The organism is Pseudomonas sp. R1-43-08 (assembly GCF_003852255.1).
In the GTDB taxonomy this organism is placed as follows: domain Bacteria; phylum Pseudomonadota; class Gammaproteobacteria; order Pseudomonadales; family Pseudomonadaceae; genus Aquipseudomonas.
Window position 1 is genome coordinate 1765307 of sequence record NZ_CP027734.1, and the last position, 25190, is coordinate 1790496.

General features: G+C 60.3%; 30 protein-coding genes. 16 read left to right on the forward strand and 14 right to left on the reverse strand.

Translation table 11 applies throughout. The features are described from left to right. Positions 1 to 3: 3 nt before the first annotated feature. Positions 4 to 729, reverse strand: a complete 726-nt coding sequence (locus C4J87_RS08030; protein WP_124366365.1) for an ABC transporter permease — start codon at positions 727 to 729, stop codon at positions 4 to 6. Continuing rightward, positions 726 to 1652: an ABC transporter ATP-binding protein gene (locus C4J87_RS08035; RefSeq protein ID WP_124366366.1), complete on the reverse strand. Its 927-nt coding sequence runs from the start codon at positions 1650 to 1652 to the stop codon at positions 726 to 728. Before C4J87_RS08035 ends, C4J87_RS08030 begins: the two co-directional genes overlap by 4 nt. A 239-nt stretch (positions 1653 to 1891) precedes the next feature. On the opposite strand from C4J87_RS08035, the gene C4J87_RS08040 reads away from it, so the two are divergent. Both C4J87_RS08040 and greB read left to right on the forward strand, forming a co-directional pair. Then, complete coding sequence (locus C4J87_RS08040) at positions 1892 to 2905, forward strand: hypothetical protein (protein WP_124366367.1); 1014 nt, start codon at positions 1892 to 1894, stop codon at positions 2903 to 2905. 125 nt (positions 2906 to 3030) lie between these two features. Next, positions 3031 to 3504 carry a transcription elongation factor GreB gene (gene greB / locus C4J87_RS08045; protein WP_065892558.1) on the forward strand — a complete coding sequence of 158 codons (474 nt, stop codon included), beginning with the start codon at positions 3031 to 3033 and terminating at the stop codon, positions 3502 to 3504. Positions 3505 to 3549: 45 nt separating this feature from the next. On the opposite strand, the gene C4J87_RS08050 is transcribed toward greB, so the two are convergent. Further along, positions 3550 to 6060, reverse strand: coding sequence for an ABC transporter permease (locus C4J87_RS08050; protein WP_124366368.1), 2511 nt, complete (start codon positions 6058 to 6060; stop codon positions 3550 to 3552). Next, positions 6060 to 6743, reverse strand: a complete 684-nt coding sequence (locus C4J87_RS08055; RefSeq protein WP_065885127.1) for an ABC transporter ATP-binding protein — start codon at positions 6741 to 6743, stop codon at positions 6060 to 6062. The genes C4J87_RS08050 and C4J87_RS08055 overlap by 1 nt, the downstream gene beginning before the upstream one ends. A 10-nt stretch (positions 6744 to 6753) precedes the next feature. On the opposite strand from C4J87_RS08055, the gene C4J87_RS08060 reads away from it, so the two are divergent. The 3 genes from C4J87_RS08060 to C4J87_RS08070 all read left to right on the forward strand — a co-directional run bounded on the left by C4J87_RS08060 (position 6754) and on the right by C4J87_RS08070 (position 8756). Next, complete coding sequence (locus tag C4J87_RS08060) at positions 6754 to 7359, forward strand: arylesterase (RefSeq protein WP_124366369.1); 606 nt, start codon at positions 6754 to 6756, stop codon at positions 7357 to 7359. 57 nt (positions 7360 to 7416) lie between these two features. Next, complete coding sequence (locus C4J87_RS08065) at positions 7417 to 7710, forward strand: hypothetical protein (protein ID WP_057722836.1); 294 nt, start codon at positions 7417 to 7419, stop codon at positions 7708 to 7710. Positions 7711 to 7790: 80 nt separating this feature from the next. Next, positions 7791 to 8756, forward strand: coding sequence for a L,D-transpeptidase family protein (locus C4J87_RS08070; RefSeq protein ID WP_124366370.1), 966 nt, complete (start codon positions 7791 to 7793; stop codon positions 8754 to 8756). 262 nt (positions 8757 to 9018) lie between these two features. Here C4J87_RS08070 and oprI read toward each other — a convergent pair whose 3' ends face one another. Next, complete coding sequence (gene oprI, locus C4J87_RS08075) at positions 9019 to 9270, reverse strand: outer membrane lipoprotei OprI (RefSeq protein WP_003172710.1); 252 nt, start codon at positions 9268 to 9270, stop codon at positions 9019 to 9021. Between the two features lie 612 nt (positions 9271 to 9882). Between oprI and C4J87_RS08080 the strand changes: the two genes are divergently transcribed. After that, positions 9883 to 10164, forward strand: a complete 282-nt coding sequence (locus C4J87_RS08080; protein ID WP_003233387.1) for a GNAT family N-acetyltransferase — start codon at positions 9883 to 9885, stop codon at positions 10162 to 10164. A 62-nt stretch (positions 10165 to 10226) separates the two neighbouring features. On the opposite strand, the gene C4J87_RS08085 is transcribed toward C4J87_RS08080, so the two are convergent. Next, positions 10227 to 11303: a 3-deoxy-7-phosphoheptulonate synthase gene (locus tag C4J87_RS08085; protein WP_124361897.1), complete on the reverse strand. Its 1077-nt coding sequence runs from the start codon at positions 11301 to 11303 to the stop codon at positions 10227 to 10229. Between the two features lie 130 nt (positions 11304 to 11433). Continuing rightward, the gene (locus tag C4J87_RS08090) at positions 11434 to 11868 is read right to left on the reverse strand and encodes a PilZ domain-containing protein (RefSeq protein ID WP_124366371.1); all 435 of its coding nucleotides are present in this window, start codon (positions 11866 to 11868) and stop codon (positions 11434 to 11436) included. Here C4J87_RS08090 and C4J87_RS08095 point away from each other — a divergent pair. The 5 genes from C4J87_RS08095 (at position 11867) to cysB (ending at position 15789) form a co-directional block, all read left to right on the forward strand. Further along, on the forward strand, positions 11867 to 12253 hold the full coding sequence (locus tag C4J87_RS08095; RefSeq protein ID WP_124361899.1) for a thioredoxin: 387 nt from the start codon (positions 11867 to 11869) through the stop codon (positions 12251 to 12253). The two genes, C4J87_RS08090 and C4J87_RS08095, sit on opposite strands and share 2 nt — an antisense overlap. Further along, entirely contained in the window at positions 12250 to 13212 is a 963-nt protein-coding gene (locus C4J87_RS08100; protein ID WP_124366372.1) for a putative 2-dehydropantoate 2-reductase, read from the forward strand. Before C4J87_RS08095 ends, C4J87_RS08100 begins: the two co-directional genes overlap by 4 nt. A 15-nt stretch (positions 13213 to 13227) precedes the next feature. After that, the gene (locus C4J87_RS08105; protein ID WP_124361901.1) at positions 13228 to 14145 is read left to right on the forward strand and encodes a 5'-nucleotidase; all 918 of its coding nucleotides are present in this window, start codon (positions 13228 to 13230) and stop codon (positions 14143 to 14145) included. Positions 14146 to 14210: 65 nt separating this feature from the next. Beyond that, complete coding sequence (locus tag C4J87_RS08110; RefSeq protein WP_124366373.1) at positions 14211 to 14717, forward strand: universal stress protein; 507 nt, start codon at positions 14211 to 14213, stop codon at positions 14715 to 14717. A 97-nt stretch (positions 14718 to 14814) separates the two neighbouring features. Then, the gene (gene cysB / locus C4J87_RS08115) at positions 14815 to 15789 is read left to right on the forward strand and encodes an HTH-type transcriptional regulator CysB (RefSeq protein WP_124361903.1); all 975 of its coding nucleotides are present in this window, start codon (positions 14815 to 14817) and stop codon (positions 15787 to 15789) included. A 39-nt stretch (positions 15790 to 15828) separates the two neighbouring features. On the opposite strand, the gene C4J87_RS08120 is transcribed toward cysB, so the two are convergent. Further along, the gene (locus C4J87_RS08120) at positions 15829 to 16311 is read right to left on the reverse strand and encodes a GreA/GreB family elongation factor (protein ID WP_124366374.1); all 483 of its coding nucleotides are present in this window, start codon (positions 16309 to 16311) and stop codon (positions 15829 to 15831) included. Between the two features lie 5 nt (positions 16312 to 16316). Further along, entirely contained in the window at positions 16317 to 16685 is a 369-nt protein-coding gene (locus C4J87_RS08125; RefSeq protein WP_124366375.1) for a hypothetical protein, read from the reverse strand. 132 nt (positions 16686 to 16817) lie between these two features. On the opposite strand from C4J87_RS08125, the gene earP reads away from it, so the two are divergent. Together earP and C4J87_RS08135 are read left to right on the forward strand one after the other, a co-directional pair. Continuing rightward, positions 16818 to 17951 carry an elongation factor P maturation arginine rhamnosyltransferase EarP gene (gene earP / locus C4J87_RS08130; protein WP_124366376.1) on the forward strand — a complete coding sequence of 378 codons (1134 nt, stop codon included), beginning with the start codon at positions 16818 to 16820 and terminating at the stop codon, positions 17949 to 17951. 49 nt (positions 17952 to 18000) lie between these two features. After that, positions 18001 to 18573: an elongation factor P gene (locus C4J87_RS08135; RefSeq protein ID WP_003172723.1), complete on the forward strand. Its 573-nt coding sequence runs from the start codon at positions 18001 to 18003 to the stop codon at positions 18571 to 18573. 65 nt (positions 18574 to 18638) lie between these two features. Here the strand turns inward: C4J87_RS08135 and C4J87_RS08140 are convergent, their stop codons facing one another. From C4J87_RS08140 to C4J87_RS08155, 4 genes are all read right to left on the reverse strand, one after another. Next, the gene (locus tag C4J87_RS08140) at positions 18639 to 19655 is read right to left on the reverse strand and encodes an alpha/beta hydrolase (RefSeq protein WP_124366377.1); all 1017 of its coding nucleotides are present in this window, start codon (positions 19653 to 19655) and stop codon (positions 18639 to 18641) included. A 25-nt stretch (positions 19656 to 19680) separates the two neighbouring features. Further along, a complete protein-coding gene (locus C4J87_RS08145; protein WP_010176159.1) occupies positions 19681 to 20100 on the reverse strand; it encodes an organic hydroperoxide resistance protein in 420 nt (139 codons plus the stop codon). Between the two features lie 234 nt (positions 20101 to 20334). After that, the gene (locus C4J87_RS08150) at positions 20335 to 20787 is read right to left on the reverse strand and encodes a MarR family winged helix-turn-helix transcriptional regulator (RefSeq protein WP_124366378.1); all 453 of its coding nucleotides are present in this window, start codon (positions 20785 to 20787) and stop codon (positions 20335 to 20337) included. Between the two features lie 81 nt (positions 20788 to 20868). Next, positions 20869 to 21819 carry a LysR family transcriptional regulator gene (locus C4J87_RS08155; protein WP_124366379.1) on the reverse strand — a complete coding sequence of 317 codons (951 nt, stop codon included), beginning with the start codon at positions 21817 to 21819 and terminating at the stop codon, positions 20869 to 20871. 108 nt (positions 21820 to 21927) lie between these two features. Between C4J87_RS08155 and C4J87_RS08160 the strand changes: the two genes are divergently transcribed. Continuing rightward, the gene (locus tag C4J87_RS08160) at positions 21928 to 22677 is read left to right on the forward strand and encodes a sulfite exporter TauE/SafE family protein (RefSeq protein ID WP_124366380.1); all 750 of its coding nucleotides are present in this window, start codon (positions 21928 to 21930) and stop codon (positions 22675 to 22677) included. Here the strand turns inward: C4J87_RS08160 and C4J87_RS08165 are convergent. Beyond that, a complete protein-coding gene (locus C4J87_RS08165; protein ID WP_124366381.1) occupies positions 22667 to 23548 on the reverse strand; it encodes a LysR family transcriptional regulator in 882 nt (293 codons plus the stop codon). The genes C4J87_RS08160 and C4J87_RS08165 overlap by 11 nt on opposite strands. Before the next feature lie 70 nt (positions 23549 to 23618). On the opposite strand from C4J87_RS08165, the gene C4J87_RS08170 reads away from it, so the two are divergent. Next, positions 23619 to 23825: a DUF1127 domain-containing protein gene (locus C4J87_RS08170; RefSeq protein ID WP_164487521.1), complete on the forward strand. Its 207-nt coding sequence runs from the start codon at positions 23619 to 23621 to the stop codon at positions 23823 to 23825. A 45-nt stretch (positions 23826 to 23870) separates the two neighbouring features. Beyond that, positions 23871 to 25100 carry a winged helix-turn-helix domain-containing protein gene (locus tag C4J87_RS08175; protein WP_124366383.1) on the forward strand — a complete coding sequence of 410 codons (1230 nt, stop codon included), beginning with the start codon at positions 23871 to 23873 and terminating at the stop codon, positions 25098 to 25100. Positions 25101 to 25190 lie beyond the last annotated feature (90 nt).

Below are 25190 nucleotides of genomic sequence, written 5' to 3' on the forward strand. Positions count from 1 at the left end.
TTCTCAGCTGTTTTTATAGTTGAGTGTGACAATGGATGCAGAGAGAAAAGCAAGGATCATGCTGATAAAATATAAACAGTCATGAAGTGTTATTTTGCCGTTGTCCATTGAGCTGAAGCGGGAAATCGGGTCAAGCCTCATCACGCTATCAACTATCCAGATCGGTGCCTGATGTTCAAGTGCATCCAGGATTGAAGAAAGCCCGCTGATGGTCAGCAGCAAGCCCGTCGTCAATAGGAAAATTACAAGGCGCTGGTGCGTGAGTACACAGATAAAACAACCGGCAGCTAGATAACTTCCTGCCAGCAGCCAGCTTGCCAGAAATTGTGATGCGATTACCCCGTTATCAGGCGTTCCAAGATAATGGGCGGCGATCACTATAGGAAAATTCAACAACAGCGCAGCACTGCATACCGCCCAGGCTGCCAGGAATTTTCCGATCACCCGTTCTGCTGAGGTGACGGGCAGGGTTTTGATCATGTTGGAAAATCCGGCGCTGTGTTCATCAGACCACATGTGCATGGATAAGCTGGGTATCAGTAGCAGATAGAGCCAGGGGTGCAGCTCGAAAAAAGCCTGCAAGTCGCTGCTGTCTCGCTCCATCCAGCGGTAGGTGTGCAATCCCAGCGCCGCACATAGCACCAGGAAAAACGCCACGCTCAGGTAAGTGATGGGGGTGCTGGCATAACTGGCGAGTTGGCGTTTGAAAATGAGGGGCAGCAGTTTCAAGGCGATACCTCGTGGCTCAGAGGGTGAACGACATCGTTCAAGCGACCTGGCTCCAGATGCAGTGACGTTATGTTCCAGCCGCGATGGGTAATGAGTGAATTGATGGCGGGGAAGATGGCGTGCCCGGGCATGGCCAGAACCGTCACTTTGCCTGGGTTTAGACGGTCTTCTTCGATGCCTGCAACCCCTGGTAATACCGCAAGCGCGAGTAGATCCAGGGGCGGATCCGCTGCGAGTGTCACCGCCTGGAAGTGCCGGGAACTGCGCTGCAAATCTTCCAGCGAAGCGTCGATAATCAGTCGCCCGCTTGCGATGACCAGGGCGCGGGTGCAGATGTCGGACAGCCAGTCGTAATGGCGGGAGGCAATGATGACGCTCATTTCCTCGTTAAGGGACTGAACAAGCGCCCTGAATTTGAGCCGTTGCTCGGCGTTCATCCCTTCCATGGGCTCGTCCAGCAGGAGCACGCTGGGGGAATGCACAATGGCTTGCGCAATCGCGACTCTGCGCTTCAAGTCCTGGCTGAGCACATTGATGGGGCAGTTGAGTACAGGAAGTAGCTCCAGTCGTGTGGCGACCCGGTCCACGTGCCTGCGTTTTTCGGCACCGCTGAACCCTCGAGCGGCGGCAACGAAGTTGAGGATGCTTTTGACCGACAGCGTGTGATGGGTGATTCCCCCTTGAAGCTGGTAGCCAACGGCTTGCCTGGCGAGAACTGAATCGGTCTGGGTACTGAAACCCTGAATACTGATATGCCCACTGGTGGGCTTGATCATGCCGGAAAGCAAATTCAGCAATGTTGTTTTACCGGCGCCATGCTCGCCCAGCAAACCCACGCATTCCTTGCGTTGGGCACAGAACGAAAAGTCGCTGATCACGCTTTTTTTGCCCAGGTACTTTGTCAGGTTGCTGACCTCGATCATAGGATTACCGAATCTATTGGGCGGTGCCTGAAGAAAGTTTCGTTAGTGTGTGGTGGTGCCTTAAAAAGACTACGTTCAATACCCGTGCTTGGGAACGCTGGGTGCACTTAATAAGTAAAGTCCTACGTTTGAGTTGATAACGTACTGAAACAATTGTTGTGTGTTGAGTACTTAATAATGGTCGGATATTTGTCTGATATTTATATAAGGTTTTCTTTTTATAATGAGGCCTGACTGCCATGATGCTTTTACGTACCCTTGTTCTTGAGCGCAGCGGCGAGAATGCCCCGGTCAACGGCGCACTGCTGTGTGGGTTCGCTGTCGAACAGACTGCTTCCAACTTCCTGGTGTATAGCCTTGATGAAGAAGCCGAGCCTGGTCATTCCAGGGTGTATATCGCGGCCTTGCGCAAAAAACTCGAGCGGTATTTCCTTGGCGGCGTCGAGTCCAAAGAGGATTTGCAAGTAGCGATGCAAGTCTTCAAGCAAATCCTGATGATGGCGGCGGCATCGGGCAATAAGGACAGTGCCCTCAATGAATCTCAGGTTCCGTTTCATTTCATTGACCTGAAAGGCTGCAGGTTGCCGCCTGCCAGGCCCGAGGACCATCACTCGGTGATCGTCAAGAAAGCCCTTGTGATGAAGGTGATTACATTGGGCATGTCTGCCCCTGCTGCGCCTGCGATCGAAAGCAGCGCAGTCATCGTGCCTTCCATTCGCTTTTCATCGCAAATGGTTGCACCGCCCCGAGGCAAGAGCCAGCCCAAGTCCGCCCCGCCGCCTGTGGAAGAAGCCCTCGTTGAAGAGCCACCTCATTCACAGGTCACGGAACCCGAGGTGCCGGAGGTGCCGCAGGTGCCAGCCGAACCCCGAGCGCAGTCCGTTCAGGCAGAACACCTCGAAACCCCGTCGTCCTCCCTCTCTCCGAGGGAGCAGACCTCCATGCTCGAGATAGACAGTACGCTGAGCAATCTCGCAAGGGTTGCCCAGGAACTGACGCAGAAAAAACAGGCCGTTACCGAACGCGAAGAGATGCTTGAACAGTGGCAGGCCCGACTGCAACAACAGCAGACCCAGCAGGATGAAAAAAGCCGGGCGTTGGACCAACGCCATTCGCGACTGCAGGAGCAAGAACTGGAGGTGAGTCAAAAGACCGAAAAGATGGTGCTGATGATGTCGCAGCTATCGCTGATGCGACAGCGCCTGCAAGGCACGCTCGTTGAACTGGACCAGGTACTCGATGGACAGGGCTGAGTCGATGAGCCTGTCGATCTGGAAACTTTGCGCCGTTGATTTATCATCGCTCCCCGCCAGCCGACGCCAGGGTATGATGCCGTGGCCTGTCGACACTAATGGACATTGCCTGGGGATGTGCGCGTTTGAGTACCAAGCTGATTACCAAAGAAGGCCATGAAGCGCTGAAAAAGGAGTTGGACTACCTTTGGCGTGAGAAGCGCCCGGACACGACGCGCAAGGTGACGTGGGCGGCTTCTCTGGGAGATCGCAGCGAAAACGCGGATTACCAGTACAACAAGAAGCTGTTGCGTGAGATCGATCGGCGGGTGCGCTACCTGCGCAAACGCCTCGAAGATATGCGCGTGGTGGAATACATGCCCGAGCAGGAGGGCAAGGTGTTTTTTGGGGCGTGGGTCGATGTCGAGAACGAGCAGGGCGAGACCAAGCGTTTTCGCATTGTGGGGTATGACGAGATCTACGACCGGATGGATTACATCTCTATCGACTCTCCCATGGCGCGTGCGCTGCTGCGCAAGGAGGTGGACGATGAAGCCATCGTGCAGACCCCCGGCGGTGAGGTGTGCTGGTGGATTACCCGGATTGAATATGTGAAATAGCAACGAATGGCGCTTGCTCCGGGTGGAGCAAGCGCCATTCGTGTTTCAGCCCTCGCGCAGCACCGTCAGCGGGCTGGCGTTCAACGCACGGCGTGTACCGAACACCCCAGCGCCACCGATCAGCACCGCACCGATCACTGGCAGCAGCAACAGCCAGGGGTGAGGGTGCCAGGCCAGATCGAAGGCATAGCGGTACAGCACCCAGGTCACCAGTTCCGTGCCCAGTGCCGCCAGCAAACCACTGACCGCCCCCAGCAGGCCGAACTCGATGCGCCGGGCCTTGATCAGCAGCCTGCGCTCGGCCCCCAGTGCGCGCAACAGCGCGCCCTGGCGGATTCGCTCGTCCAGCGTGGCCTGCAAGCCGGAAAACAGCACGGCCATGCCCGCGGCGAGCACGAACAGCAGCACGTATTCCACCGCCAGGGTCACCTGGGCGAGGATGCTGCGCAGCTGTTCCAGCAGGGCCTCGACCTGCAGGATAGTGACGGCCGGGAAGGCTCGGGAGAGGTCGACGATCTGTTGGTCATGCCCAGGCGCCAGGTAGAAGCTGGTCAGGTAAGTGGTCGGCAAATCCTTCAAGGTGCCCGGTTGGAAGATCATGAAGAAGTTGGGCTGGAAGTTGTCCCAGTTGATGGTCCGCAGGCTGGTGACCCGTGCCTCGCGATTCTCCCCGCCGATGGTGAATACCAGATGGTCGTTGAGCTTGAGTTTCAGGCTTTCAGCCACCTTGGCTTCCACCGACACCCCGGGAATGTCATCGCCCGGTTGCGCGGTCCACCAGGCACCCGCCGTCAGTACGTTACCTGGGGGCAAGTCGGCCGCCCAGGTCAGGCTCAGGTCCCGTTGCACGGCGCGATCACCGCTGGAATCCTTGCTGACAATCTCTTGTACGGGTTCGCCGTTGATGCTGATCAGCCGGCCGGGCACGACGGGATAGAGCGGTGCCGATTGCGCCTGGACTTCCAGAAGGCGGGCGCCAAAGGCGTCTTTGTCGGCTGGCAGGATATTGAGCGCGAAGTAGTTGGGCGCATCCTTGGGCAATTGGTTCTGCCAAGTGTCGAGCAGTTCACCGCGTAGCAGGGCGATCAAGCCCATGGACAACAGGATCAAGCCAAACGCCAGGGACTGGCCGGCGGCCGCCAGTGGATGGCGCAGCAATTGGCCCAGGCCCAGTCGCCACGGCAAGGAGGCGCGCGCAAGTAACCGGCGCAGGCTTTGCAATAACAGCAGCAACAAGCCGCCGAGGATCAGTGCGGCTACCACGCCGCCGCCCAATAACGCGAAGGTCAACACCAGGTCGAGGCTCAGGCGCCACATGATCAGGCCCAGGGCGAAGAGCGCCGCCCCATAAACCATCCAGGTGCTCGAGGGGATAGGCAGCAGGTCACGACGCAGTACCCGCAGTGGCGGCACCCGGCCCAGTGCGGCCAGGGGCGGGAGGGCGAAGCCGGCGAGGGCGACCAGCCCGGTGCCGATCCCTGCAACGGCCGGTAGCAGCCCGCCGGGTGGCACGTCTGCGGGCAACAGGTCGTGCAGGAAGTAGAACAGACCAAATTGCGCGAGCCAGCCGAGGAGGGCGCCGGCCAGGCTCGCCAACAGGCCCAGTACGCTCAGTTGCAGGCTGAACAGCAGCATGGTCTCGCGTCGTGACAACCCCAGGCAGCGCAGCAGGGCGCTGGCGTCGAAGCGGCGGCTGGCAAAGCGGTTGGCCGACAGCGCCACGGCCACGCCGGCCAGTAACACCGCCACCAGGCTGGCCATATTCAGGTAACGCTCGGCCTTGCCCAGGGCACCGCCGATCTGCTGGTTACCATCGCGCGAGTCCTGCAGGCGCTGGTTGGCCGCGAGGCCCGGCTTGACCAGGTCGCGATAGGTTTGCAGCGCCGTGCTGCCCGGTGGTGCGCGCCACAGTTCGCGATAGCTCACGCGGCTGCCAGGCTGGACTACGCCGGTGGCATCCAGGTCCGCCAGGTTGATCATTACCCTGGGCGTGAGGCTGTAGAAATTGCCGGCGCGGTCGGGCTCGTACGTCAGTATGCGTGCCAGGCGCAGGGTCTTCATGCCCACGTCGATGCTGTCGCCGACCTTCAGGTCCAGCGCTGTCAGCAGCCGCGCTTCCACCCAGGCTTCACCGGGTTTGGGGCCGCCGCCTGGGGTTTCGGCGCCAAAGGGCTCAGCCGTGCTTTTGAGTTCGCCACGCAGCGGATACTGCTCGTTGACCGCCTTGATACTGGAGAGCTGGATGCCGTTGTCCGCAGCGATAACACTGGAAAATTCGACGATGCGCGCATGATCCAGGCCCAGCTCGGTGCCGGACCTGACCTGCTCGGGGCGGGCCGGCGAGCTGCCTTCGAGTATCAGGTCCGCGCCCAGGAACTCGGTGGCGCGCAGCAGCATGGCGCCGTTGAGGCGCGCGCCGAAATACCCGATAGCGGTGCTGGCGGACACGGCCACCAGCAGCGCGAAGAACAATACACGCAGTTCACCGGCGCGGGCATCGCGCAGTAATTGGCGCATGGCAAGGCTGAACAGACGTAACAACGGCAGGCGTGCCATCAAGGCTCCAGGGGCGCGACCATCAGGCCGGCTTCAAGGCGGATCAGGCGTCGGCAACGATGGGCCAGGCGCTCGTCATGGGTGACCAGTACCAAGGTCGTGCCGCTCTCTTTATTGAGTTCGAACAGCAGGTCGCTGATGCGCTCGCCGGTGTGGCTGTCGAGGTTGCCGGTGGGCTCGTCGGCAAACAGTACGTCCGGCTCGGCGGCAAACGCGCGGGCAATCGCCACACGTTGCTGCTCGCCGCCGGACAGCTGGCGCGGCGAATGGGTCAGGCGCTTGCCAAGGCCGACGCGCTCCAGCAGGTGCGTGGCGCGCTCGCGGGCATCTTTGCGACCGTCGAGTTCCAGCGGCAGCATGACGTTTTCCAGCGCATTGAGGCTGTCGAGCAACTGAAAGGACTGGAACACGAAGCCCACGTGTTCGGCACGGATGCGCGCGCGCTGGTCTTCGTCGAGGCTGCTCAACGCTTGGCCCGCCAGGGTGACTTCACCGCTGCTGGGCAGGTCAAGGCCGGCCAGCAGGCCGAGGAGGGTGGATTTGCCGGAACCGGAGCTGCCGACGATAGCCAGGCTATCGCCCTTGTTCAGTTCCAGGCTCAGTTCGTGCAGGATAGTCAGTTCACCTTCCGCGCTGGGAACCACTTTGCTGAGGTTTCGCGCGGTGAGAATGCTTGCGCCCATGGAGAATCCGATGCGAATGTGGTTTTTGAGTGCTGGCCTGGCCTTGATGTGCATGGCCCAGAACGCAGCGGCGGGTACAGTCCTGATCGTTGGCGATAGTATCAGTGCCGGTTTCGGCCTGGATACCCGCAAAGGGTGGGTTGCCCTGCTGGAGCAACGGCTCAAGCAGGAGGGTTTTGACGATAAAGTGGTGAATGCTTCGATCAGTGGCGACACCAGTGCCGGAGGCCTCGCGCGGTTGCCTGCGGCGCTTGCAGCGCATAAACCGGACGTGGTGGTGATCGAGTTGGGCGGCAACGATGGGCTGCGTGGTCAGCCGCCGGCGCAATTGAAACAAAATCTTGCTTCGATGATTCAGGCGTCTCAGGACAGCGGTGCCAAGGTGCTGCTGCTGGGCATGCAGATTCCGCCCAACTATGGCAAGCGTTACGTCGAAGCCTTCGCCAAGGTATTCGGCGAAGTAGCAGAGGAAAAAAAGGTGCCGCTGGTGCCGTTTTTCCTGGAGGGGGTGGGCGGTCATCCCGACCTGATGCAAGCGGACGGCCTGCACCCGGCAGTCCCGGCCCAGGGCAAGTTGCTGGAAAATGTCTGGCCAACGCTAAAACCGCTGTTATGACGCTTTTCTACCGGCAGGCTTTCGGCTAAGGTGGCGCCCCCCGATTTGGAGCCCCTGATGTCGCGTCCTGCCTGGTCCCTGTTTAATTACCAACTGATCGAGCCGGACGAACAGCTGGATCTGTTCGCCTGCCAGGAAGTCCGGGTGCATCTGGTGGCGCGTCAACTGGAGTTGGGCGGCTCGATTGACCGCACGCTCTGCGGCACCTTATTGCCGGCGCAACCGCTCTGGTCCTCAGTGGATCGTTCGATCTTCCAGGACCAGCGGCTGTGCCCGTTGTGCAGGGCGATTCTCGAGTCGCAAAAGCGCGGTACACCGCCGATCTGGCCAGAGCTGCGCTTTGAGCTCTAGCGCGGCCGGCTTGATGCCAGGCGCTCGCTTCACGTATACAATCAGTTTTTTCCTACCGTCGTCTGCGAAGGATTTTCCGGATGTTGTCGCGCCTCTCCGTCGTTACCTGTTACCTGTCTCTTGCTGCGCTCTGTGCGGCCGGCGCGGCGCAAGCCTTGCAGTTGCCGTTGCCGCCCCCTGGTGAGGACATCGTCGGCCAGGTCCAGGTGATCAAGGCCAAATACGAAGATACGTTTGCCGACCTGGGCACTACGTATGACCTGGGGTATTCGGAAATGGTCGCGGCCAACCCGGGCGTCGATGCCTGGCTGCCAGGTGCGGGCACGGACATCGTGCTGCCGACACGTTTCATTCTGCCGCCGGGCCCGCGCGAAGGCATTGTGATCAACCTTGCGGAGTATCGGCTCTACTACTACCCCAAGGGCCAGAACGTGGTCTACACCTTTCCGTTGGGGATTGGTCGTGAAGGCTGGGGCTCGCCCATTGCCCATACCAGCATCATCGCGAAGACGCCGAACCCCACCTGGACACCGCCTGCCTCGATCAAGGCCGAACACGCCGCCAACGGTGACCCGCTGCCCAACGTGGTGCCTGCCGGCCCCGACAACCCGTTGGGCCCGTTCAAGTTCACCCTGGGCACGCCGGGTTATCTGATTCATGGCTCCAACATGAAATTTGGTATCGGCACGCGTACCAGCCACGGTTGCTTCCGTATGTTCAACAACAACGTGTTGGAAATGGCCAGCATGGTGCCGGTCGGCACCTCGGTACGCATCATCAACGACGCCTATAAGTTCGGCAGCGCCGGCGGCAAGGTCTACCTGGAAGCCCATACGCCGTTGAACGACGATGGCACGCCGTCGGTGGTCGACAAGCACACGGCGGTGATCAATGCCTTGCTCAAGCGTGAGGACCTGGCCAATAGCCTGCGGGTGAATTGGGATCAGGTGCGTGATGTGGTGGCGGCGGAGGATGGTTTGCCGACGGAAATCGGTGTGCCTGGCGTCGCTCCGATCGCTTCCAGCGCGCCAGTTGATTTTCAATAGACGCCCCAAGCCCTAATGCCAGTCAGTTAAGGCTTTTGTAGGAGCGAGCTTGCTCGCGAAGAACTCAGGGCCACCGCGTTTATCCAGAATGAACGTGTTGCCTAGACGTTTTTCGCGAGCAAGCTCGCTCCTACAGTGACCCTCTTTCGCTTTACTGACCGGCATTACCCCAAGCCCGCTCCTGCTGCCTGGCGCAGCGGATTTCAGGTAAAAAAAAGCCGACCCATAAATGGATCGGCTTGATAACAACCCCGAGGGATTATTACTTGCGGCTTGCTTTTTCAAGCATGCGCAGAGCGCGCTCGTTAGCTTCGTCAGCAGTCTGTTGTGCTTTTTGAGCAGCAGCCAGCGCTTCATCAGCTTTACGGTAGGCTTCGTCTGCACGAGCCTGGGAGCGAGCTGCTGCGTCTTCCGTTGCAGTCAGACGAGCTTCGGTTTCTTTGGAGACGCTGCTGCAACCGGTAGCCAGAACTGCGGCCAGAGCCAGAGCAGAGAATTTCAGAACGTTGTTCATCGTGTTCCCCTTCAAGGACTTTCTATTAGATGGCTACTGTCTCAGAGTGAGCTAATAGCCGGCGTACATACTACCCATTACTTGTAGTAAGTAAACTGACGTAGCGCAAGAAGCAAAAAAAATTCTTGCACCGAATCTATTTTGGCTAATCTTTTGAAGGTTTGTATAAAAACCCGCCAGATTTTTTCATTCTGCCGAAGATTGGATCCAGGCTGAAAGGGCCGGCCCGCATGCGTCGAGCGGTGTGAACAGATGAAATTTTATATATCCAAGCCGGCACTTCCGTTGCGGTGGGTTGTCTCGCACCGGGCATCTTTCGCTCATCTAGAGGTGACTTTAACGGCGCCAGTTCGTCTCACGCTTCAACTGCCGGCAATGTTCAGGCGTTCGATCACCGGGTGATCGAGGCGCTTTCTAATATTGCACCTGTGGCAGGGGATGACGAGTGTGCCTTGAGCAATTGCTGGATTGGTGCCTACTATTCCCTACGTGCAGGTGTGAGCGCTCAGGGTTTTCTCGTTGTCGAAACCGGCACGGGGTGGCGTAGATGTTCCTTCGCCGGAAAAACATCGGTAAGGTAGGGTCAATATTCAAGACCCGCGAGGAGTAGTGATGAGCGAGGCGTTGTCCATCCACCATGACCAGGCTGGTCATCAGTTCGAGACCAATGTGGACGGTCATCGTGCCTATCTGACCTACATGGACCTCGGGAAACAGACCCTGGATATCTATCGTACGTTCGTGCCCAACGCGTTGCGTGGGCGTGGCATTGCAGCCGCATTGACTGAAGAAGCGTTGAAGTTCGCCGAAGAGTCAGGCTATACGGTCATCCCGTCCTGCTCTTATGTGGAACGCTACATGGAGCGCCACCAGCGCCATGCCGCAAAGCTCTGAACGAGCAGCCATAAAAAAACGCCGGGTTTAGCCCGGCGTTTTTGTGTGTGCCTGATTCAGCTTCAGGTGCGTTTGCGATTGGGCAATACGTCCTTGAGCTTGGCGTGCATGCTGCGCAGGGTGTTCTCGGTAGCGGCCCAGTCGATGCACGCATCGGTGATCGACACGCCGTACTGCAAGTCGGCCAGGTCTTTTGGAATGGCCTGGCAACCCCAGTTCAGGTGGCTCTCAACCATCAAGCCGATGATCGACTGATTGCCCTCGAGGATCTGGTTGGCGACGTTTTCCATCACCAGCGGCTGCAGGGCCGGGTCCTTGTTGGAGTTGGCGTGGCTGCAATCAACCATGATGTTGGGCTTGATCCCGGCCTTGTTCAGCGCCTGTTCGCACAGTGCGACGCTGACCGAGTCATAGTTGGGCTTGCCGTTGCCGCCGCGCAGTACCACGTGCCCGTAGGCATTGCCCTTGGTCGTGACGATGGACACGCCGCCTTCCTGGTTGATGCCCAGGAAGCGGTGAGGGCTGGAGACCGATTGCAGCGCGTTGATCGCCACCGTCAGGCCACCGTCGGTGCCGTTCTTGAAGCCCACGGCCGAGGACAGGCCGGACGCCATTTCGCGGTGCGTCTGGGACTCGGTGGTGCGAGCGCCGATGGCCGACCAGCTGATCAGGTCCTGCAGGTACTGCGGGGAAATCGGGTCCAGCGCTTCGGTAGCGGTGGGCAGGCCCATTTCCGCCAGGTCCAGCAGCAGTTGACGACCGATGTGCAAGCCGTCCTGGATCTTGAACGAGTCGTCCAGGTACGGGTCGTTGATCAAGCCTTTCCAGCCAACCGTTGTGCGCGGCTTCTCGAAATAGACGCGCATCACCAGGTACAAAGTGTCGGACACTTCCGCTGCCAGCACCTTGAGGCGTTCGGCGTATTCGTGGGCTGCCTTGAGGTCGTGGATCGAGCAAGGCCCGATCACGACGAAGAGGCGGTGGTCGGTGCCGTCGAGAATGTCACGGATGACTTCGCGGCCCTTGGTGACGGTCTGCAGGGCAGCGTCGCTCAGGGGAATTTCGCGCTTGAGCTGATCGGGCGTGATCAGGGTCTCGTTGGATTCAACGTTAAGGTCATTGATCGGTAAATCAGCCATCGTGTTACTCGTCAGGGTCACGGGTGCCGGCCGCCAGCCATCCCCGTGCGGCGGAGCACAGCATGATTTGGATGCAGGGGGAGGAACCTTAGCGCGTAACACGGGCCCGCGACAATGGGCAAAGCCCGCTTTAATCCAGCACTGGCTGCACAACCGTCTCATGGGAGAACTCATTGGCGTGGCGCGATACCCAGTCGCGAGCCAAGGCTTCGAGTTGCTGGGGCGTGGGCTCGGCGGTGTCGTGCAGGCGGCAGTAGCGTTCGATCTGGCACACTTGTTCACCCATTCGTGCGCCGAACAGTGCATGTTCGTCGGCAAAACAGATGCCGATGCGATAGCCGGCCTCCACCCTGCGGCACCACGCGACATAGCCTGGATAGCGGGCGCTGGCGCCCAGTGAGGGGATATGCAGGTCGACCGCCGTGCCAGGGCGCCAGGCACGCGGCCAGTTGCAGGCAATGCCACCACGGCCGATAGTGCGCAGGCGTTGGGAGGGCAGGGCAGGAGAGGGACGTTGGATCAACTCGACAGCGACATCATCAGGGTGAGGTAGAAAACGACCCATGTACACGGACTCCGAACACCGTCCAATGGACGGCAGTGGCAGCAGTATAGTGAAGCAACTGGAATTGACCGACCTGGATATCGACCAGCAATTGCTGGGGTTGCCAGGGTGTTCGCTGGTCGTGTTTACCAGTGTCGGTTGTTCCAGTTGCCGCTGGGCGCGCCAGCAGTTGCCGGGCTGGCGCTTGCCGGTGGACCGGCTGTGCTGGGTGGATGCCGGGCACAACGGCGGCGCGGTCGAACGTTACCAGATCTTTCATTTGCCCGCGTTGTTCCTCGTGTGCGAGGGTCAATTTCTTGGGCAATTACAGACGCGTCTTACACCGCCTGACCTTGTCGACGCGATAAACCAGGCGCTCACCCGCACACCAGAGGATTTGCCATGACCGCACTTGCACACCCTTCGCCACGCATTGGCATCATTGGCACCGGTGCCATTGGCGGTTTCTACGGCCTGATGCTGGCGCGTGCCGGGTTCGATGTGCATTTCCTGCTGCGCAGCGAATACGCGGCGGTCCGCGAGCACGGCCTGCGCGTCAACAGTAGCGTGCATGGCAACCTGCACCTGCACCCGGTACAGGCGTATGCCAGCCCTGCCGATATGCCGCCGTGCGATTGGCTGTTGGTGGGGACCAAATCCACCGGCAACCCAGAGCTGGCGCCGACCATTGCTCAGGTCGCGGCGCCGGACGCCAAGGTGGTGCTGCTGCAAAACGGACTGGATGTGGAAGACAGCCTGCGCGAACACCTGCCATCGTCGCTGCACTTGCTGGGTGGCCTGTGCTATATCGGCGTGCATCGCGCCGCGCCTGGCGTCGTCGAGCATCAAGCGCTGGGGCGGGTCAATTTGGGCTATCACAGTGGCATGGCAGCCAACGATCAAGCGCGCCAGCAAGCGATTGTCGAAGAAGGGGCCGCTCTGTTTCATCAAGCGGGCATCGAATCCCAGGCCATGGCCAGCGTGCATCAGGCGCGCTGGCATAAGCTGGTGTGGAATGTGCCGTTCAACGGCCTCTCCGTCTTGCTGGGCACGGGGACCCGCGCGATGATGGCGGATGAGTCCAGCCGCGCGCTGATTCAAGCGCTGATGGCCGAAGTGGTACAGGGCGCTGGCGCCTGCGGCCATGACATTGCGGCAAGTTACGCCGAGCAGATGTTCGCCATGACCGAAACCATGGACGACTACCTGCCCAGCATGTACCACGATCACGCGCACAAGCGCCCATTGGAACTTGAGGCCATCTACGCCCGACCGCTGGCTGCCGCCAAAGCAGCCGGCTGCGAATTGCCGCGCATGCAGGCGCTTTACCAGGCCTTGAGTTTTATTGATCGGCACACTCGCTGATTCGGGGGCAAGCACATGGCGACAGGATTAAGCGACAAACTGGTGCTGGCGATTTCATCGCGGGCCTTGTTCGATTTGAGCGAGAGCCACACGGTGTACCTCGCCGAAGGGGTTGAGCCCTATCGCAAATACCAGATCGAGCACGAAGAAGAAATCCTCGAACCCGGCGATGCCTTTCCGCTGGTCAAGAAATTGCTGAGCCTCAACGCCAGCCTCGGGCGTGCCCGTGTCGAGGTGGTCTTGGTGTCACGCAACAGCGCCGATACCGGCTTGCGAGTGTTCAACTCGATCCAGCATTACGGTCTGGATATTTCCCGCGCCGCTTTCGTCGGAGGGCGTAGTCCCTATCCGTATCTGGCCGCCTTTGGTTGCCATCTGTTTCTGTCGACCCATGCCGAGGATGTGCGCAGTGCCCTCGACGCCGGTTTTGCGGCGGCGACTATCTTGTCCGGTGGTGCGCGTCGGGCGTCGAGCGAGGAATTGCGCATCGCCTTCGATGGTGATGCGGTGCTGTTTTCCGACGAGTCCGAGCGCGTCTACCAGGCTGGCGGGTTGGAAGCATTCCAGGCCAGCGAGCGCGAGTCGGCGCGCCAGCCCTTGCACGGTGGCCCGTTCAAGGGTTTCCTCGCGGCACTCAACCTGTTGCAGCGTGAGTTCGCCGATGAGGCCTGCCCGATTCGCACCGCATTGGTCACCGCGCGCTCGGCGCCGTCCCACGAGCGGGTCATTCGTACGTTGCGCGAATGGGATATCCGCCTGGATGAATCGCTGTTCCTGGGTGGCCTGGATAAATCCGCGTTCCTGGAAGCATTCGCCGCCGATGTGTTCTTCGATGACCAGGCCGGCCATTGCGAAAGAGCCAGGCAGGTCGTGGCCACCGGGCATGTGCCGCACGGCATCAGTAATGAGTTGAAAATCCAGGGCGAGCGCTGAGTCGTACCCCCTGGGCGCTGCTAAGCTGATTTAATCTCCGCCATCCTGGCAGTCCAGGGGGTTCTATGATTCGTTCGATACTGTACGCCACGGATCTTGGCCTGTATGCGCCGTACGTCATGCAACATGCCCTGGCGTTGGCGCGAACGTTCAAGGCAGATTTGTATGTGATTCATGTGGTGGAGCCCATCGGGTTGTTCGCAGAGTCGGTGTTGCAGAGCTACCTTGATGAAAAGGCGCTCAGCGAATGGCAGAGCCAGGGGCTGAGCACGGTCATGGCAACGATCGAGCAGCGGGTGCTCGACAGCTTTCGCGAGGAGTTGGGGGACGGGGAGCAGGACCTGGAGTTGATTCGTTCGGTGCGGGTGATCCAGGGCGACCCTTGCGAGGTGATTCTCGACCAACTGCATAAACTTTCCGTGGACCTGTTGATCGTAGGGAGTCATAGCCAAGCCAGCGCGGCGGCGACACCGCTTGGGCGTACCGCCGCACGGCTGCTGCAGCTGGCGAGCGTGCCGGTTTATCTGGTGCCGTCGCTGCAACGCCGACGCAGCGATGATAGGGATCGGTAAAAAACGATAAAAAGTTCTAGATTTATATATCTTACCTTTAATATAGTTATATACCGTCGCTGATACCCGTGGCGTCTATCTGCTTTGAGGGATTCATATGAAGCTTCAACAACTGCGCTACATCTGGGAAGTGGCGCACCACGACCTCAACGTTTCCGCTACCGCTCAAAGCCTTTACACGTCGCAACCCGGTATCAGCAAGCAGATCCGCCTGCTCGAAGACGAGCTGGGCGTTGAAGTGTTCGCGCGCAGCGGCAAGCATCTGACCCGCGTCACCCCGGCCGGCGAGCGCATCATCACCACCGCCGGTGAGATCCTGCGCAAAGTCGAAAGCATCAAGCAGATCGCCCAGGAATTCTCCAACGAGAAGAAGGGCACCCTGTCGATTGCTACCACCCACACCCAGGCACGCTACGCCTTGCCGCCGGTGATCCGTGATTTCATCAAGCAATACCCTGACGTGGCGTTGCACATGCACCAGGGCTCGCCGATGCAGATCGCCGAGATGGCCGCTGATGGCACCGTCGATTTCGCGATCGCCACCGAAGCCCTGGAGCTGTTCGGTGATTTGGTGATGATGCCGTGCTACCGCTGGAATCGTTGCGTGGTCGTGCCCCAGGGCCACCCACTGGCCAAGTTGCCGAAGCTGACCCTGGAAGCCCTGGCGGAATTTCCCATCGTCACCTACGTGTTTGGTTTCACCGGTCGTTCGAAGCTCGACGAAGCCTTCAGCCACCGTGGCCTCACGCCGAAAGTGGTGTTCACCGCAGCCGACGCCGACGTGATCAAGACTTACGTGCGCCTGGGCCTGGGCGTGGGCATCGTGGCCAAGATGGCGGTCGACACCCAGCTCGACAAAGACCTGGTGGTGCTCGATGCCAGCGAGCTGTTCGAGTCCAGCGTGACCAAGATCGGCTTCCGCCGTGGCACCTTCCTGCGCGGTTTCATGTGCGATTTCATCGAGAAATTCGCCCCGCACCTGACCCGCGAAGTGATGGCCAAGGCGATCCAGTGCCACAACAAGCAGGAACTCGAAGAACTGTTCGACGGCGTTGAATTGCCGGTTCACTGATCCGTGTGGCGAGGGCGCCAACGCCCTCGCCACCGCGCTTCATTTGGCCTCGGTAACCGTGAACTGTTGCCGGGCGCCCGCCACCAGAATCTCTACCTCATCCTCGACATGCTTGCCCAGCAGGCTTTTGCCCAAGGGCGAGCGCGGGGTGATGACGGTGACCGGCTGGCCGACCACTTCAATCTTCAGCCCCGCGGCATCCGGCGCCAGGAACAGCCATTGCTGGCGACCGTTCTCGTCTTCCAGGCCCAGCAGCGTACCCACTTCAATCCCGCGTTGGTCATCGTACGCACGCACCTGCAGGTTCTGGCACAGCGCCAGCGACTGCTTGATCTCTTCGACCCGCTTGGCCTGGCCGGCCGCCAGATACGACGCCTCCAGCCCCAAGGTGTCGTACTTGTTTTCTGCGATGTTCTCCTCGTGTGTCGCCGTCTCGTAGGCGGTCTGCGCGGCGCGCTGGGCGATGTCGAGGTCGGCGCAGAGTTTTTCCAGGATCAGCTGGAGGACGGCGTGTTTATTCATGATCTCTAATCGCAGAATTGCAGGACATTGGCTTTGGATTTTTCATTTGGAGCGTTCTGATCCTGTTGCAGCCAGAACTGGCATTTGGGGTTGGCCAGGTTGCGCGCATTGCTTCGGGCCTGGTCCAGGGCTTGTTGCTGCTCCTGCTTCTGCAGGTTCTGCTGGTACTGCTCGAACATACGGTTCGGCGGCTCCGGCGCGACGACGGTCGGCTTACCCAGTTGCTGCACCGCCTGGGCCACGGGTGCGAGGCTTTGCGGGAACAGGTAGCGCGATGCCAGCCAGCTGGTCAGCGCGATGGCGATAAACCCCAGCCACACGCCTGCGGCAATGGCGATACACAGCTTGAACAGCGACAGCGGACGGTCAGACATGATGGCCTCCTGGCAGGCATTGACGGCGTGGCAGCGATTGTCGCACAGCCACTGCGCAGAATAATCGCGATCAAGCCTTCTGCATCGGCGCATTTATGCGGACAATCGAGCCTTTGAGTCGTGGAGCCCGGAATGAAAGCCCGCTGGGATATTTTTTGCAGCGTCGTCGATAACTACGGCGACATCGGCGTGACCTGGCGCCTGGCCCGGCAATTGGTCGCGGAGCACGCGTGCGATGTGCGTCTTTGGGTCGATGACCTGCGCGCCTTCGAGCGCATGTGCCCACAGATTGATGTAAACCTGGCGCAGCAATGGCAAGCGGGTGTCGATGTGCGCCACTGGCCGTTTGACTGGTCGACAACGCCTGCGGCCGATGTGGTGATTGCCGCGTTCGCTTGCCAGCTGCCGCCTGACTATATGGAAGCCATGGCCGCGCGTGAACGCACGCCGTTGTGGATGAACCTGGATTACCTCAGCGCCGAGGACTGGGTGGTGGGCTGTCACCGCCTGCCGTCGGTGAAGTTCAAGGGGGTGCAGAAGTACTTCTTTTTTCCGGGCTTTCGTCCGGGCACCGGCGGGCTGTTGCGCGAGGCGGGGCTTCTGCAACAGCGTCAGGCTTTTCAGCAGGATGCCGATGCGCAGCAACAATTCCTGCAAAGCCTGGGCGTATTTCCGCTAGCCGATGCGCGCCTGATCTCGCTGTTCGCCTACGAAAACGCCGGGCTCGGCAGTTGGCTGGACGCATTGTCGACCGACGGGCGTGCCACTCATCTGTTGGTGCCGGAAGGGCGCATCCTGGGTGACGTGCAGCGCTGGCTGGGCGAGGAGGGGTTGACGGCAGGTGCTGTTCACCAGCGCGGGGCCTTGACCGTGCAGGTGCTGCCGTTCGTGCGCCAGGCCCAGTACGACCTTTTGCTGTGGTGCTGTGACATCAATGCCGTGCGTGGCGAAGATTCGTTCGTGCGCGCCCAGTGGGCCGGGCGCCCGTTGCTGTGGCACATCTATCGTCAGGACGAAGACATCCATCTCGACAAGCTCGATGCGTTCCTCGAGCTGTACACCGCCGCATTGTCGCCGGCGGCCAAGGCGGCGCTGGTTGCACTCTGGCAAGCCTGGAATACCGAGGGCGATATGGCCCAACCCTGGAAAATGCTGCTGGAGCACTGGCCGGAACTCAGCCAGCATGCGCAAGACTGGTGTCTGGAACAGGGCTTGCAGGCCGATCTTGCGACGGCGCTGGTACAGTTTTATGAAAGTTGGATATGATACGCCACCTTGATTTTTGTAAATCCCATCCAAATTTCGGATATATGCAATGAAAACTGGTAAAGAACTGAAACCCGGTACAGTGATCCGTCTCGAAAACGACCCTTGGCTGGTTCAGAAAGCTGAGTTCACCAAGTCTGGTCGTAACAGCGCCATCATGAAGACCAAGCTGAAGAACCTGCTGACCGGTTACAAGACCGAGATCGTCTACAGCGCCGATGACAAACTGGACGACGTGATCCTCGACCGCAAGGAAGCGACCCTGTCCTTCATCAGCGGCGACACCTACACGTTCATGGACACCACCGACTACACCATGTACGAGCTGAACGCTGAAGATATCGAAGCCGTTCTGCCGTTCATCGAAGAAGGCATGGAAGACGTCTGCGAAGCGATCTTCTTCGAAGAGCGCCTGGTTTCCGTAGAGCTGCCGACCACCATCGTGCGTAAAGTGGCCTACACCGAAGGCTCCGCTCGCGGCGACACTTCCGGCAAGGTGATGAAGCCTGCCAAGCTGAGCAACGGTACCGAGCTGCAAGTAGCCGATTTCATCGAAATCGACGACCTGATCGAGATCGACACCCGCGAAGGTGGTTCGTACAAAGGTCGCGCCAAGAAGTAATTCTGGCCCTGCCTTACGAACGGAAAAGCCCGACCATGCGTCGGGCTTTTTTGTGCCTGCGGGGTTTACTTCAGGTGTTGCTTGAGTTCGTCCGACGCTTGCAGCAATGCCGAGCGCACCGCCGGTACCTGGCTGACCACGTTCAGCAAACCGTAGTCGTGGATCATGCCGTTGTAGCGTACGGCAGTCACCGGCACGCCGGCCTGATCCAGCTTGCGGGCGTAGGCTTCACCCTCGTCACGCAGTACATCGGCGCCAGCGGTTTGCACCATCGCAGGTGGCAACCCCTTGAGTTGATCAGGGGTGGCTCGTAGTGGCGATGCGTAGATCTCGGCGCGCTGGTTGGCGTCGATGGTGTAATTGTCCCAGAACCATTTCATCATGTTCCGGGTGAGGAAGTGCCCCTCGGCGTACTGGTTGTAGGAGCCCGTGTCGAAGTTGGCATCGGTCACCGGCCACAGCAGCAGCTGAAACTTGATCGCCGGCGTACCCTTGTCCTTGGCCATCAGGCTGACCACCGCTGCCATGTTGCCGCCGACGCTGTTGCCCGCGACTGCCAGGCGCTTGCCATCGACGTTGATCTCTTTACCGTGCTCGGCCACCCATTTTGTTGCGCCATACGCTTGGTTGATTGCCACCGGATAACGCGCTTCTGGTGACGGCGTGTAGTTGACGAACACCGCCACTGCCCCCGAACCCACCACCAGGTCCCGCACCAGGCGTTCATGGGTGGGGTAATCCCCCAGCACCCAGCCACCGCCGTGGAAGAACATGAACACCGGCAAAGTACCCTTGACCCCGGCTGGACGCACAATGGTCAGGTCCAGCGGCTGGCCGTCGACCTGAATGGTCTTCTGGCTCACGTCTGCCTTGGGCAGGCTCAACTTCACCCCGGCCTGGGCACCTGTCAGCACCGCACGGGCCTGTTGGGGCGTCAATTGCTCGATCGGCTTGCCGGTGCCGGCGTTCAGCGCATCCAGGAAACCCTGGGTACTGTGCTCCACATCACCGCTAGCGGCGAAGGCGGTGCTGATGGACAGGGCAAGCAGGCTGCCGGTGAGCGCTTTAGCAAAGGTGTTCATGGTTTTCTCCGATCTGGGCGCGTGGTTAAACGGTTACGTGCAGGCGCACATCAACGTTGCCGCGAGTGGCGTTGGAGTACGGGCAGACCTGGTGGGCGGCGTCGACCAGGCTTTGCGCATCGTCTTGCGCCAGGCCTGGCAGGCTGATGTGCAGGTCGATGTCCAGGCCGAAGCCACCGGGGATCTGGCCAATGCCGACATGGGCGGTGATCGAAGCGTCATCCGGGATCTTGCGTTTGGTCTGGCTGGCGACGAATTTCAGCGCGCCGATAAAGCAGGCCGAGTAGCCGGCAGCGAACAGCTGTTCAGGGTTGGTGGCCTGGCCGCCAGCGCCGCCCAATTCCTTGGGGGTGGAGAGTTTGACGTCGAGGATGTTGTCGCTGGAGACAGCGCGACCATCACGGCCGCCGGTGGCGGTGGCTACTGCGGTATAGAGCGTTTGCATGGTGTCGTCCTCTGTGTTGTTAGCGCTAAATGTTTGTGCGCTAAGTAGTTGGTGAAGTGAATGTATAGCGCTAATGTTTAGCGCGCAAGATAATTTTATAAATATTTTTGGGCGATGGAAAACAATGTGGGAGGGGCTCGCTCCCGATAGCGGTGCGCCAGCCACTCAATGCGTATCTGGCCCACCGCTATCGGGAGCAAGCCCCCTCCCACATGTTCAATATTTTTTGCTTCTTCAGATTGCGTTCTGCAGGTTGCTGCGCAGGGCAATCAAATCCGCCTGCAGCTTGCGTAGCTGCTCCAGTTCCAGTCCGCTGGCCCCCAGGATGCACTGGGGAACGTCCATCGCCCGGTCCTGCAGCGCCCGCCCGGCGTCAGTCAACTCCACTACCACCACGCGTTCGTCTTCGCGGCTGCGGGTGCGGCTCAACAGGCCTTCGGCTTCAAGGCGCTTGAGCAGCGGGGTCAGGGAGCCGGGGTCGGTGAGCAGGCGATTGCTGATTTCACCGACGGTCAAACCATCTTCTTCCCACAGCACCATCATGGCCAGGTATTGCGGATAAGTCAGGTCGAGCGCCTGGAGGAGAGGTTTGTAGACCTTGGTCATCAGCAGCGAGGTGGAATGCAACGCGAAACACAGCTGGTTATCCAGCATCAGGGATTCGCAGGGGGTGGGGTTCTTGCTCATGGCGGTGCCTCGAAAAAAGCCTGTATGGGCTGGAATCTAGCGGGCAAATCTTTAATGCACCAGATAATTTTACCCGGACGGTCAGACCATGGCGCTTCGCAGGGCCAGATCCCAGGGTGGCACCGGGCTGAAACGGGACTTCAGGTATTCCAGCAGCAATCGGCTGCGCGCATTGGGTTGTTGTTCCAGGCGTAGCGCGTAAATGCCGGTGGTTTCCGGGCTGGGCAAGCCGTTTTCACAAAACAGGGGCAAGAGTTCACCGCGCACCAGGTATTCGCTGGCCAGCCATGTCGGCAGGTGTGCAATACCCAACCCCGCCAGGGCGCCGCTGAGCAGAGCTTCGGCATTGTTGGCACTCATACGGATACGGCGAGGGCGGTAGATGGCGCGGCGCCCGTCCAATTCGAAGCGCCAGGCGAACATCGGCGCCAACCCGTCCCAATCCAGGCCGTCATGTTCGCTCAGCTCCCGCGGGTGCGTCGGCGTACCGCGGCTTTTCAGGTAGCCCGGACTGGCGCAGGCGATGCGCACAATACTGGCGAGCGGCGTGGCGATCAGTCGGGTGTCGGCAATATGCCCGGCGCGCAGTACCAGGTCGACCTTGCCCAAATGCGCACCCTGCATATCAACAAAGCTGTCGATCAAATGCAGGTGCACATCCAGTCCAGGGTACACCTTCAGGAAATCTGCAATCACCGGCGCCAGGTGCCGTCGCCCGAAAGCCGCCGGTGCATCCATGCGGATCAGGCCTTCCGGCGCATGGCTCAACGACACGGCTTCGGCGCGCGCCAGTTGCAATTCACTCACAATCCGTCGCGCCCGCTCGGCAAAGGCCAGGCCAGCCGGGGTGGGCACCACGGCATGGGTGCTGCGCTGGAACAGGCGGCTGCCGACTGAGTTTTCCAGGCTGTCGATACGCCGCGCCACGGCCGAGGGGGTCAGCGGATGACGGCGTGCAGCGGCGGAAAAGCTGCCGGTTTCGAGTACATCGAGAAACAGGCCCAGTTGGTCGGTGAGGGTATTGGGATTCATCGGCTCATGCTTATGCGAGGTTGGCACAACCATTGTGCGTTGCTGTGCGTTTCCGTACCAGGGCCGACTGCGTAGCATGCAAGGCTTGGGATGACGGAGTAGCGAGCGGTGTTGGATTTAGCGATGTATCTGGTATTGGGTGCGGCCCTTGGCACAGTGGGCGGCTTGTTTGGCATTGGAGGCGGGCTGATTGCCATCCCCGTGCTGGGGGTGCTGTTCGGCCTGGACCAGCAGATCGCCCAAGGCACTGCGCTGGTCATGGTAGTCCCCAACGTGATGCTGGCCCTGTGGCGCTATCACCAGCGCAACCGCATCGAACTGCGCCACGCCTTGCCGCTGGGTGTGATGGGCTTCAGCTTTGCCTGGCTAGGATCGATCTGGGCGGTAGGCCTGGATGCCGGGGCGATGCGGATTGGGTTTATCGTGTTTTTGGTGGTGCTGGCGGCCTACAACCTGTTGCGCATGTTCACCCGCAACGCACCGCCGACCGCGCAAATGCGTTATTCCTGGCCCTGGTTGGGCGTACTCGGCGCAGCGTCGGGCGCCATGGGCGGATTGTTTGGTGTGGGTGGTGCGGTGGTGGCCACGCCGGTGCTGACCAGTGTTTTCGGCACCACCCAGGTCGTCGCCCAAGGCTTATCCCTTGCGTTGGCGCTGCCCAGCACCGGAGTGACGCTGGTCACCTACGCCTGGCACCACCAGGTGGACTGGCTGATCGGCGTGCCGTTGGCGGTGGGCGGCCTGCTCAGTATCAGTTGGGGCGTGAAAGTCGCTCATGCGCTACCCGAGCGCGTATTGCGTGGCCTGTTCTGCGGCTTCCTGGTGGTGTGCGCGGTGATGCTGACCTTTAAAGTCTGAAGCCTTCGAGGATGTAGTCGGCCAGGCATTCGGTGATGGGCGACGTCATCTGCGGGTTGCGCAGCAAGCGCAGGTGCATCGACGGCAAGGGGGGGAAGCCTTCGTCGCTACCGAGTACGCGCAGGTCCTGGGGCACCAGGCTTTCCATGCTGATCATCGCCGCCAGGCCGGCACTGACGACTGCCAGGATCGCCGCGCCGTTGGAGCTGTGATAGGCCAGGCGATAATCCCTTCCGGCCGCATCCAGCGCCGCCCGGGCCCACTGCGTGTAAACACAGTCGTCGCCGGAAACCGCCAGCGGCAGGGCGTCATGCTCGTCCACGCAGAAACACGGCGAGGCGGCCCACACCATGCGCTCAGTGCGCAAGAATTCACCCAGATCATTGCCGGGCTCGCGGCTGATCACGGTCAATGCCAGGTCCCGGCGCTGCATCAGCACCATTGACGACTCGCAGTGCAACTCGATCTGGATCAGCGGGTAAGCCTTGGAAAACTGCTTGAGAATACCCGGCAGGAAGCGCATCACGTAGTCGTCCGGCGTGCCGATGCGCACCAGGCCCACCATATGCGGCTCGCGCAGGGTGTTGAACACTTCGCTGTGCAATTTAAGGATGCGCCGCGCATAACCCAGCAACACTTGGCCCTCGGGGGTCAGCCGCACCTGACGGCCATCGCGTTCGAACAGCTTGCGCTGCAGCACGTCCTCTTCCAGGCGTTTCATCTGCATGCTCACCGCCGACTGGGTGCGGTTGACCAACTCGCCGGCCCGGGTAAAACCACCCTGATCGGCGATGGCGACGAAGGTGCGCAGCACTTCGGTGTCGATGCTGGGGTACGTGGACAATTGATCAATCTCCGAGATGTGTTTCATAAGAAACATTCGTTGGATTGATCATAAGCCCAGGCACACACTGGCGTCATCCCCACTGGAGGGCGAGAAGATGAAAGGTCAAACAGATGTTGTATTGATGGCAAAGTGGCCGCTTTCCGGGCTTCTCCATACGATTTCGCGTTGGCAGGCGCTGCATCGTGAACGCCAGATGCTGGCGGGCATGAGCGACGACGCGCTCAAGGATATCGGTCTTAACCGTATCGATGTGGAGCAGGAAATCCATCGGCATTTCTGGGAAGACCCGCTGCGAAAGTAACCGGGAATGCAGTAGGGTAGGACGCGCGTATTCGAGGAGCTACCCATGCCCGCCGTCCTGTCCTTTTCCCTCAAGCAAGCACGACGCATGGCGCTGGCAGCCCAGGGGTTTTCCGGGCGCCAGCCGCCGGCACAGATAAAAGCTGCGCACCTCAACCGTGTGATCGAGCGCCTCGGTGTGCTGCAGATCGATTCGGTCAATGCCGTGGTGCGCTCCCATTACCTGCCGCTGTTTTCTCGGCTGGGCCGTTATTCCCCCTTGATGCTCGAACAGGCTGCCTGGAGCCAGGGGCGGCAGCGCTCGCTGTTCGAATATTGGGGGCACGAAGCCTCGTTGCTGCCCATGGCGCTGTACCCAATGATGCGCTGGCGCATGGAGCGGGCCAAGCGGGGGCAGGGGATCTACGCGCAAATGGCGCGATTCGGGCGTGAGCAGCAGAGCACTGTCCAGCGCGTACTGCGCGCCGTCGAAGAGCAGGGCGCCTTGGGCGCGGGCAGTTTGTCGACCCGCGAGGTGCGTGCCGGGCCATGGTGGGATTGGAGCGACGAGAAGCACGCGTTGGAATGGCTGTTCGCGGCCGGCCTGGTCACCGTTGCCGGGCGGCGTGGCTTTGAACGCCTCTATGACTTGCCCGAACGGGTACTCCCCGCCGAAATCCTTCAAGCCAACCTGAACGAAGCCGAGGCTCAGCGGGGCTTGTTGTTGCACAGCGCAACCGCCCTGGGAGTGGCCACTGAAAAAGACCTGCGCGATTACTTTCGCCTCGCACCAGTCGACAGCCGCCAGCGCCTGGCCGAGCTGATCGAGGATGGGCAGCTGCTGAACTGCGAGGTGCAAGGCTGGAAGCAGCCGGCGTATTGCTTGCCGGCACCCAAAGTGCCACGCAACGTGCCGGCCAGCGCCTTGCTGTCGCCCTTTGATTCGTTGATCTGGGAGCGTGCCCGTACCGAGCGCCTGTTCGATTTCCGTTACCGGCTGGAAATTTACACCCCGCAACACAAGCGGGTGTACGGCTACTACGTGCTGCCGTTTTTGCACAACGAGCGGATCGCTGCGCGCGTCGATGTGCGCGCCGAACGGGCCAACGGCTGCCTGGCGGTGCATGCGGTGCACGAGGAAGAGCCGGGCCTGGATGACCAGGGGATGTCGGCGTTGGCGCTGAACCTGCGGCAGATGGCCGATTGGTTGGGGCTGCAACAGGTCGTGCTCAATTGCCAGCGGCCGAGCGCCGCGCGGTTACGGGTGGCAATGCTCGGCCTGGAGGCTGGTCTTTAGGGCGCCATCGGGGGCAAGCCCCCTCCCACATTTTGAAATGCATTCCAACCTGTGGGAGGGGCTTGCCCCCGATGGCATCAGTCCAGGCGA